Source organism: Rhodopirellula sp. JB055, from assembly GCF_043100905.1.
In the GTDB taxonomy this organism is placed as follows: Bacteria; Planctomycetota; Planctomycetia; order Pirellulales; family Pirellulaceae; genus Rhodopirellula.
In genome coordinates this window covers 1-8,196 of the sequence record NZ_JBICHO010000227.1, presented here as the reverse complement: position 1 = coordinate 8,196, position 8,196 = coordinate 1, and the positions used below count along the sequence as shown (strand labels likewise).

General features: G+C 56.5%; 7 protein-coding genes and 2 pseudogenes. 8 read left to right on the top strand and 1 reads right to left on the bottom strand.

What is annotated here, in order from left to right; genetic code table 11:
• Window positions 1–281 precede the first annotated feature (281 nt).
• From ACF8AM_RS09445 to ACF8AM_RS09410, 8 genes and pseudogenes are all read left to right on the top strand, one after another.
• On the top strand, window positions 282–1,562 hold the full coding sequence (locus tag ACF8AM_RS09445; RefSeq protein ID WP_392555396.1) for a tagaturonate epimerase family protein: 1,281 nt from the start codon (window positions 282–284) through the stop codon (window positions 1,560–1,562).
• A gap of 2 nt (window positions 1,563–1,564) precedes the next feature.
• Window positions 1,565–2,593 (top strand): annotated as a pseudogene (locus ACF8AM_RS09440) (zinc-binding alcohol dehydrogenase family protein).
• 610 nt (window positions 2,594–3,203) lie between these two features.
• The gene (locus tag ACF8AM_RS09435; protein ID WP_392555395.1) at window positions 3,204–3,791 is read left to right on the top strand and encodes a response regulator; all 588 of its coding nucleotides are present in this window, start codon (window positions 3,204–3,206) and stop codon (window positions 3,789–3,791) included.
• Complete coding sequence (locus ACF8AM_RS09430; protein ID WP_392555394.1) at window positions 3,778–5,112, top strand: sensor histidine kinase; 1,335 nt, start codon at window positions 3,778–3,780, stop codon at window positions 5,110–5,112. The genes ACF8AM_RS09435 and ACF8AM_RS09430 overlap by 14 nt, the downstream gene beginning before the upstream one ends.
• A 23-nt stretch (window positions 5,113–5,135) precedes the next feature.
• Window positions 5,136–5,315: a hypothetical protein gene (locus ACF8AM_RS09425; RefSeq protein WP_392555393.1), complete on the top strand. Its 180-nt coding sequence runs from the start codon at window positions 5,136–5,138 to the stop codon at window positions 5,313–5,315.
• Window positions 5,288–6,787: an Asp-tRNA(Asn)/Glu-tRNA(Gln) amidotransferase subunit GatA gene (gatA, locus tag ACF8AM_RS09420; protein ID WP_392555392.1), complete on the top strand. Its 1,500-nt coding sequence runs from the start codon at window positions 5,288–5,290 to the stop codon at window positions 6,785–6,787. Before ACF8AM_RS09425 ends, gatA begins: the two co-directional genes overlap by 28 nt.
• A 39-nt stretch (window positions 6,788–6,826) precedes the next feature.
• A complete protein-coding gene (gene hemP, locus ACF8AM_RS09415; RefSeq protein ID WP_392555391.1) occupies window positions 6,827–7,087 on the top strand; it encodes a hemin uptake protein HemP in 261 nt (86 codons plus the stop codon).
• Window positions 7,088–7,102: 15 nt separating this feature from the next.
• Window positions 7,103–7,513: a hypothetical protein gene (locus tag ACF8AM_RS09410; protein ID WP_392555390.1), complete on the top strand. Its 411-nt coding sequence runs from the start codon at window positions 7,103–7,105 to the stop codon at window positions 7,511–7,513.
• Window positions 7,514–7,718: 205 nt separating this feature from the next.
• Here ACF8AM_RS09410 and ACF8AM_RS09405 read toward each other — a convergent pair.
• Window positions 7,719–8,196: pseudogene (locus ACF8AM_RS09405) on the bottom strand (hypothetical protein); the annotation flags it as partial.

The following is an 8,196-nucleotide window of genomic DNA, read 5'->3' as shown; positions in this document are numbered from 1 at the left end:
CCTTGGGCTTGATCACGTAGAGGCGTCTCTCCGAGACGCTGTCATTTGCGAGTCTCAGAGAGACTCGCCTACGTGAGGTTCTACCCGATCATTCCTGCCGACCTGCTTAACAAGGGCTGGCGCGTTGTTTCGCGAAGCGGATCAGCAGACACCGAAGTCTATACAGAGCTAAGGCTTAGGGTTCCAAAGGGCACAAACAACCCCGTGGTCGAAATGGGCTGAATCGGTCATATTGCTAAGCAACCATCTCATACATCCCCCCATGCCTCGAGAGCCTTCCCTTGCTAACGATCGAGAAATACTCCTTCGGCGTCGGTGACCGCTTCGCCCACCAAGCGGCCGCTCAACTGCGATCCTTCACTCGTCTGGCCGAAAAGGGCATCCACGTCGCTCCGGTTTGGAATAAATCCAATCGCGAGCACACCTTTGTGGGCTCGGAACCACAAAGTGTGCATGACGCTGCCGCTGCCGCCGTCGAAAAGCTTGGCTTCGATCGCCCTTGGCACGTCGACGCGGACCACATCGGTTTGCAAACCGTCGAACCGTTCCTGCCTTGCTCGGACTTCTTCACGCTCGACGTTGCTGATTCGATTGGCAAACCTGCCGACCCGGCTGACATCGACGCTTTCGTAGCCAAGCACAGCGAACTGATCGGCACGCTCGAACTCGATGGCCTCTCCGCTCCGCTGACGATCACCGAAGAAGACGTTCGCCGAGTCGCTGGTCAGTACATGTTGGCCACCAAAGAAGCAGGCGAGATCGATCGCCACATCGCATCCGTCAAAGGCGAAGGCAACTACATCGCCGAAGTCTCGATGGACGAGACAGACGAGCCGCAAACGCCCCCGGAATTGCTGATCATCCTGGCCATGCTGGCGGATGAGAACATCCGTGTGCAAACGATCGCGCCGAAGTTCACCGGACGCTTCAACAAAGGCGTCGACTACGTCGGCGATTTGGCTCAGTTCGAACGTGAATTCAATGACGACGTTGCCGTGCTGGCTCACGCCGTCAAAGCGTACGGTTTGCCCGAAGTTTTGAAGCTCAGTGTTCACAGCGGCAGCGACAAGTTCAGCCTGTACCCGATCATTCGCGATTGCTTGAAACGAACCGGCGCGGGCGTCCACTTGAAGACCGCCGGCACCACTTGGCTCGAAGAAATCATCGGGTTGGCCGAAGCTGGTGGCGATGGGTTGGCACTTGCCAAAGAGATCTACGTCTATGCGTTGGAACACGTCGACGAATTGTGTGCCCCTTACGCCAGCGTCATCGACATTGACCGTTCGCAATTGCCCGATTCGGCTGCTGTCGAAAAGCTGGATGGTCCTGCGTTCGCGGAATTGATTCGCCACATCCCTTCAAATCCGAACTTCAACGCCAACGTGCGTCAGTTGCTGCACGTCTCGTTCAAAGTCGCGGCGAAAGCGGGCGCTCGATACACGGATCTCTTGGAATCCAACGAAGAAATTGTCGGACAACAAGTCACCGAAAACATCTACGATCGTCACCTGTTGGCGTTGTTCATCGACGAAGATGGCAAAGCCATTGGAACGGGAGCCTGAGCATGAAAGCGTTGCAATTGAGTGCTCCCAAGCAGTGGGAGCAGATCGAAATCGACGAACCATCACCACCGGGGCCCGGCGAAGCCTTGGTTCGGATTCACCGCGTCGGTGTGTGCGGAACGGACTTGGGCGGATACCTCGGCAAGTTCCCGTTCTTTTCCTACCCGCGAGTTCCCGGCCATGAACTGGGCGTTGAAATCCTCGAGGTTGGCGAAGGCGTCGAGAACGTGAAGGTCGGCGATCGCTGCAGTGTCGAACCATACATCAATTGCCAAGAGTGCTATTCCTGTGAGCGTGGTTTGACGAACTGCTGCGAATCACACCAAACACTCGGCGTGATGTGCGATGGCGGATTGACTGAAAAGATGATCTTGCCCGCCCGCAAGTTGCATCCAGCCAACAATCTCTCGTACGAACAATCGGCCTTGGTTGAAACTCTGGCGATCGGTTGCCACGCGATTGATCGAGCCCAGGTCACCGAGAGAGACACCGTGCTGGTGATTGGTTCGGGACCGATTGGATTGTCCGCGATCGAGTTCGCTCGAGTGGCGGGTGCCAATGTCATTGTCGCGGACCTCAGCCAAACGCGGCTGGATTTTGTCACCGAGAAGATGGGTGTCACCAACACGATCCAGTTCGATGGATCGGAAGCCGACATCGAAAAGCTGGAAGCGATGACACAAGGCCGCCGCGCCGATGTGGTTGTCGACGCGACCGGCAACCATCATTCCATGCGACGTGCGTTGGAGATGGCAGCGTTCGGCGGACGAGTCGTCTACGTCGGGATCACCCAGTAAGATTTGCAGTTCCCGCATGCACCGTTTCTGCATCGCAGGGAATTGACGATCCTTGCCAGCCGCAACGCGCTGACTCGCGATTTTGCTCGCATCATCGATTTGATCGAAACGGGTGTCATCGACACCGATCCGTGGATCACTCACCACGCAAATTTCGAAGACGTGATCGAATCGTTCCCATCGTGGACCGATCCCGAGACCGGCGTCGTCAAAGCCGTGATTCACGTGTCCTGATTCACAAGTGGTCTGTCACGACTTGTTTTTAGCGTAGTGGATGAGGCCACGAGTCCTGAACTGGAGCCAAATCCAACGACACGTGGCCTCGTCCACGACGACCAACCCTCACTTTTCGCTTTGAAAGACCACGAGTCTTCATCTCGCGAAGATGCCTCAGTAGGACGACGTTGCCCCCGCGCGGCGGTCTTCCAAGACCGTCGGGGAAATTCTTCAAAATCGTACGATGACCTTCCAAGGCCGTCGTACGGGGAAACGTACACAGCCCCCATTAAAAAAGCGGTTGATTCCGCCCTGCGCTGACAATCACCACCCGCTGCACCGGTGAGGCCTCAATCAACCTTGACCCATCTTGCCTGAACTGTATGATTTGACTGGATAGCAAGACAGGGAAGTGCGGTCGCTTGTGACCCCTGCGAGTTTGGCGGATTTTAAGTGCGTTTGTGACTCTAGTGGGTTGAAGTGCTAGTGCATCATCCCCGAGGTTTTGCTAATTGGAGTGACGGAGTGAAGCTGGGTGCTTCGGTGAGAGTTTTCTCTGACCGCTCATTGGCTTTGCGCTTTCCTCATTTCGGTATTGGGCTACCCCACAGGGAGGACGGTTCCCGCCATGACCACAAAAACGGTATTCACGACTGGCGAAGCAGCCAAGATCTGCAAAGTCAGTCAACAGACGATCATTCGTTGTTTCGACAACGGCTCGCTGAAGGGTTTCCGAGTCCCTGGAAGCAAATTCCGACGGATCCCTCGCGAACAATTGTTCTTGTTCATGAAGGACAATGGGATCCCGACCGATGCCTTGGAAAGCGGCAAGAAAAAGTTGCTGATCGTCGATGACGACCAAGACTTGGTTGACTTGATGCAAGACGGATTCCAACGTGACAAACGGTTTGAAATCCGCACTGCTAACAACGGCTTTGACGCTGGGATGGGAGTGAAAGAGTTTCGCCCTGACCTGGTGATCTTGGACGTCATGCTTCCCGATATCAACGGGAAAGAGGTCTGCCAACGAGTCCGCAGTGATCCATCGATGGACACCGTGAAGATTCTTTGTATCTCCGGGATGGTCGAGCACAGCAAGGTCGACAGTTTGAAAGCTGCCGGCGCCAACGACTTCATGCAGAAGCCGTTCTCGATCGACGACTTGGTTAGCCGCGCCTGCAACTTGCTCGAAATGGATCGCGGTGTCATCGGCTGATTTGTTTGCCGGTTGGTTGCCCCCCATTGTCATTGAACATGACAATGGGACAGCGAATCCATCACACGAAGAACGCATTTGGTTGCCGATGCGTTCCAGTTCGTCGACGACGTTGTTGCACGCGTTGGTCTCTCGCGACACCAGTGCCACGTTTCGTAGAAAGCTGCGCAACACGCTCCACCACGACCCCGCGTTGTGTCTGTTCACTGCTGCAAAGCTGGTACAGGAACACGAACGTGGATGGCGTCCGATTGCTGGACGATGGACGACCAAGCAACTCGCTGATTGGTGGGTTCGTCACGGCGCCAATGTTTGGGATGGGGCTTCGTTCCTGTCGTGCCCCGACACCGAAACGGGCGAGAAACTGCTCCAGCGATTCATGCGGCTGGATCAGCATTTCCAGACCTTGCCCTTCTCGCGTTGGTTGATGGAATCGGATCTGTGGTGGAAGGCCGCCGGTCTGCATCGTCAAGCGAGCATTTGCGAATCGATGCACTCCATTCGTTTGATCGATTCCGATCAGGCCGACCCCGCATCGATTCCGAACAAACACCCGTCCAATCAAGACGCTCACGAAGCGTTTGGCAAAGTCACCACAATGGTGACCGAACGCGAGCGTTTGCAGAGCGAATTTTCGCAATCGTTGGAATCCGTCCGCCGCGATTTAGCCAAGCAATTGGCGTATGGATTGTCACACGAGATCAACAATCCACTGGCTAACATCGCGACACGGGCCCAGGGATTGATCGCAGCCGCCGCCTCGCCCCAACAAGCGGAGTCCTTGCAGAGGATCGTCGACCAATCCTACCGGGCGCACGCGATGATTGCGGACCTCATGTTCTACGCTCATCCGCCGGAGCCACAGAGGGTGTCTGGTTTTGAAGCGAGACAGGTAGTGGACTCAGTCATCGAACCGATGCGGCCGACCCTACAGTCCCACGAAATCGTGGTGGACATCCAGGTTCCACGATCTTTGAAATGCGATGGTGATCCGTCGATGTTCGGCGAAGCCATCCGCGCGCTGATACTCAACGCCGTGGAATCGATTGGCGTCGACGGCCAAATTGCTCTCGCAATTCAAACCGACTCAGAGTCTGAGCTGTGCCTGCTCCGAATCTCCGACAGCGGACAAGGCCTGACGGCAGAAGATGCCGCTCGTGCATTTGACCCTTACTTCAGTGGCCGGGAAGCAGGCCGCGGACTCGGGTTGTCACTCTGCCGAGTCCACCGAATCGCGGAATTGCACGGTGCGACCATCCAGTTGCACCCGGCCCTGATTGGCTGCGTTGCCGAATTGACGTGGCCGATGCACGTGCCTTGATTCGGTTGCGTCGAATCCGCCCGATGTCTCCCGGTGTCGCCCGCCCCAATCATCCGGTCCTGCGGGCGGCAATCGCGATGGAATTCAGTCGCATTCCAATCCAGCGGCCGATCGCCGATACTGCCGTTTCGCAAACCATTCACGCTCCTTTCCACGCGACCAAGACGGTTCGTTCATGTTGCATTCGGCCTCGCAAATTTTGAAACAACTCGAGTCGGGCGAAGTCACCGCCGTCGAGGTCATCGAACAATCACTCGCCGCTATCCGGGCCTCTCAGCCAACGATCAATGCGTTCACGCACGTCGCGGAGGAGTCCGCGATGCAGGCAGCAGAAACCGTCGATGCGGATCGCAAATCCGGCAAAACACTTGGCCCGCTCGCCGGCCTGCCCGTGGCGATCAAAGACGTCCTCTGCACATCGGACATGCCCACCACGTGCTCGTCAAAAATGCTGGACGGTTTCACTCCGCCCTACGACGCAACCGTGGTCGCGCGGTTGAAACACGCCGGAGCGATTGTTGTCGGTAAAACCAACATGGACGAATTCGCGATGGGCGCCAGCACTGAAACCAGTGCGATGGGCGTCACTGCCAACCCTTGGGACACCACCAAAACCCCGGGGGGCAGCAGCGGTGGAGCGGCAGCCGCCGTCGCGTCGGGAGTCGTTCCCCTGAGCGTCGGCACTGACACCGGCGGATCGATCCGACAACCGGCCGCGTTTTGCGGCGTCACCGGGCTGAAACCCACTTACGGCCGAGTCAGCCGGTACGGTTTGGTCGCCTTCGCCAGCAGCCTGGATCAGGCCGGACCGATGGGATGGTCGGTCGACGACGTCGCGATTGGGTTGCAAGCGATGGCGGGATACGACCCTCGCGACAGCACTTCTGTGGACGCTGAGGTCCCCGATTTCACTCCCGCGATGGCCGCTGAAGACGTGCGGGGCATGCGAATCGGTGTCCTGAGAGAAGGGCTAGACCAAAACGGGATTTCACCTGCCATTCGCGACGCCTTGGCGACCGCCGAATCGGTGTTTCGTGAACAAGGAGCCGAAATCGTCGAAGTCGAACTCCCCCACAGCAAATACTGGGTGCCGACTTACTACGTGATCGCTCCCTGCGAGGCCAGCAGTAACCTGTCGCGATTCGATGGAGCACATTACGGATACCGTGTCAGCGATGCCGAGATCGCCGCCGCAGATACAGGGCCGCTCGAAGCCATGTACTCACTCAGCAGGGAAGGCGGATTTGGAAGCGAAGTCAAACGCCGAATCATGATCGGCACCTACGCACTCAGTGAGGGTTACTACGACGCGTACTACAACCAAGCACTCAAGGTGCGACGTCTGATCCGGAACGATTACGACGCTGCGTTCCAACAAGTCGACTTGATGCTCGGCCCAGTGACTCCTTCGCCCGCGTTCGCGCTCAACGAGAAAACCGACGACCCGATCGCGATGTATTTGTGCGACTTGTTCACCGTCGGCGCCAACCTCGCCGGGGTGCCCGCGATCTCGCTGCCCGGTGGCTTTGATGCCTCTGGGTTGCCCGTCGGGGTGCAATTGCAAGCGCCAGTGATGGAAGAATCACGGCTTTTGCGGGCAGGGAATGTGTTCCAAATGGCCAGTGATTTCCACACTCGGCGACCGCCTACTTTTACTGCAAATCATTCGCAATAAGGCCTTGTCTCAGCAATCCTGTCGACTTAGATTGGTCGCATGGCCGATTCAAAACCTTCGTCGACAACCGATCCCAATTGGGCAGAACTGCCCGCGGGTGCGGTGGTGAATGGAATTCCAGCAGGAAACCCAGCAGTTGAATCGGTGCCATCGGCGACCACGATGTCGACCGGTGGGATGCCCAAAATCATCCGATTCGAGGCCTTGGCTCGTTGCGGTGGTGAAATCTGGATCGAGAACGAAGGCCAGATTTACCGGCTTCGCAAGACGCGCCAAGGCAAACTGATTCTGACGAAATGAACCTGGAAAACATCCGTGCATACCAGTGAAACGATTTTAGCAGTGATCCCTGGCGCTACCGAGCATGAACGCTTGGTGGTCGCGACGCGCTTCATTGAAATCGCCGAACGTCTGAAACTGCATTCGGAAGAAATCGCGGAGTCATCCGAGGCCACCGACGATGATCGCCCGTTCTGCGAGCAATTGACCAGCGTCCAATCGCAACCGATTGTTTTGCGTCAAGAAACGTTCAGCGAAGCGGTCGGCTGGTTCACTCAGAGTTGCGTTGAAATGAGCCGCGAGCAATGGGACATGATGCGACGCACCTTGGTTCCTGAAACCATGCCCGCCGTCCGTCGCAAACGCAGCGTTCGAAAATTGAATGTGATGGACGCCGACACCCCATCGGTCATCCCGTTCAAACCATCTCGAGCCGTTTCAGCTTAGTTCGTTACCTGACATCGGACTTTTGAAATTGCGTTTTTGCGTGAGGCATTGATTTATTCATAACCCGACGCGTCAGTTTTGAAGCTGCGCTTTTGCGTGAGGCATTGGTTCTTTCATAACCCGACGCGTCAGCGAGGCGAATTCAACATCTTTTTTTCCTCGCTGACGGTTCCGGTTTGGAGAACGTCGGACTCCGACGCCACGTTCATTCGTCCAGCAACAAAGATTGCAGACGCGTGACCGCTTTTTGAATTTGAGCCTTGGTTCTCAGCGGCGGGATCCGCTGCACAAACTTCGGGCTGACACCCTTGGATTGCAAGAACCGCTTCAGCAACTTTGGGTCGCCATCGCGATACGCTTCTGCAGCGTGATGCACTCGAGGTCCATACGTCGCGTCGAGCAAACGCTCGATCACCATCGACCAATACGTCATCCAATCGCTTTGACGTTTCTCAACAGGATCCGGAACGGAGTTGGCGTCCTGAACCGAATTGCCATTTGGGTCGGCTTCTGCTGACGTTGTCTGTTCGTACTGACGAATTTGCTTTTCGATCTCGCGCGGCCAACATGGATCCAACGTCGTCGCTTCAAAATGGGTGGCCTCGAGAAAACTGTCCCGAGGAAATCGTTGAACATACGCATCCATAAGCGACTGCCGCCAAGACCCCGGCTCGATCGGTCGC

Bases quoted from the DNA above. Each gene is read 5' to 3' on its own strand.
- ACF8AM_RS09435 (WP_392555395.1), top strand. From the start codon at position 3,204: ATGACCACAAAAACGGTATTCACGACTGGCGAAGCAGCCAAGATCTGC.
- ACF8AM_RS09425 (WP_392555393.1), top strand. From the start codon at position 5,136: ATGTCTCCCGGTGTCGCCCGCCCCAATCATCCGGTCCTGCGGGCGGCA.
- gatA (WP_392555392.1), top strand. From the start codon at position 5,288: ATGTTGCATTCGGCCTCGCAAATTTTGAAACAACTCGAGTCGGGCGAA.
- hemP (WP_392555391.1), top strand. From the start codon at position 6,827: ATGGCCGATTCAAAACCTTCGTCGACAACCGATCCCAATTGGGCAGAA.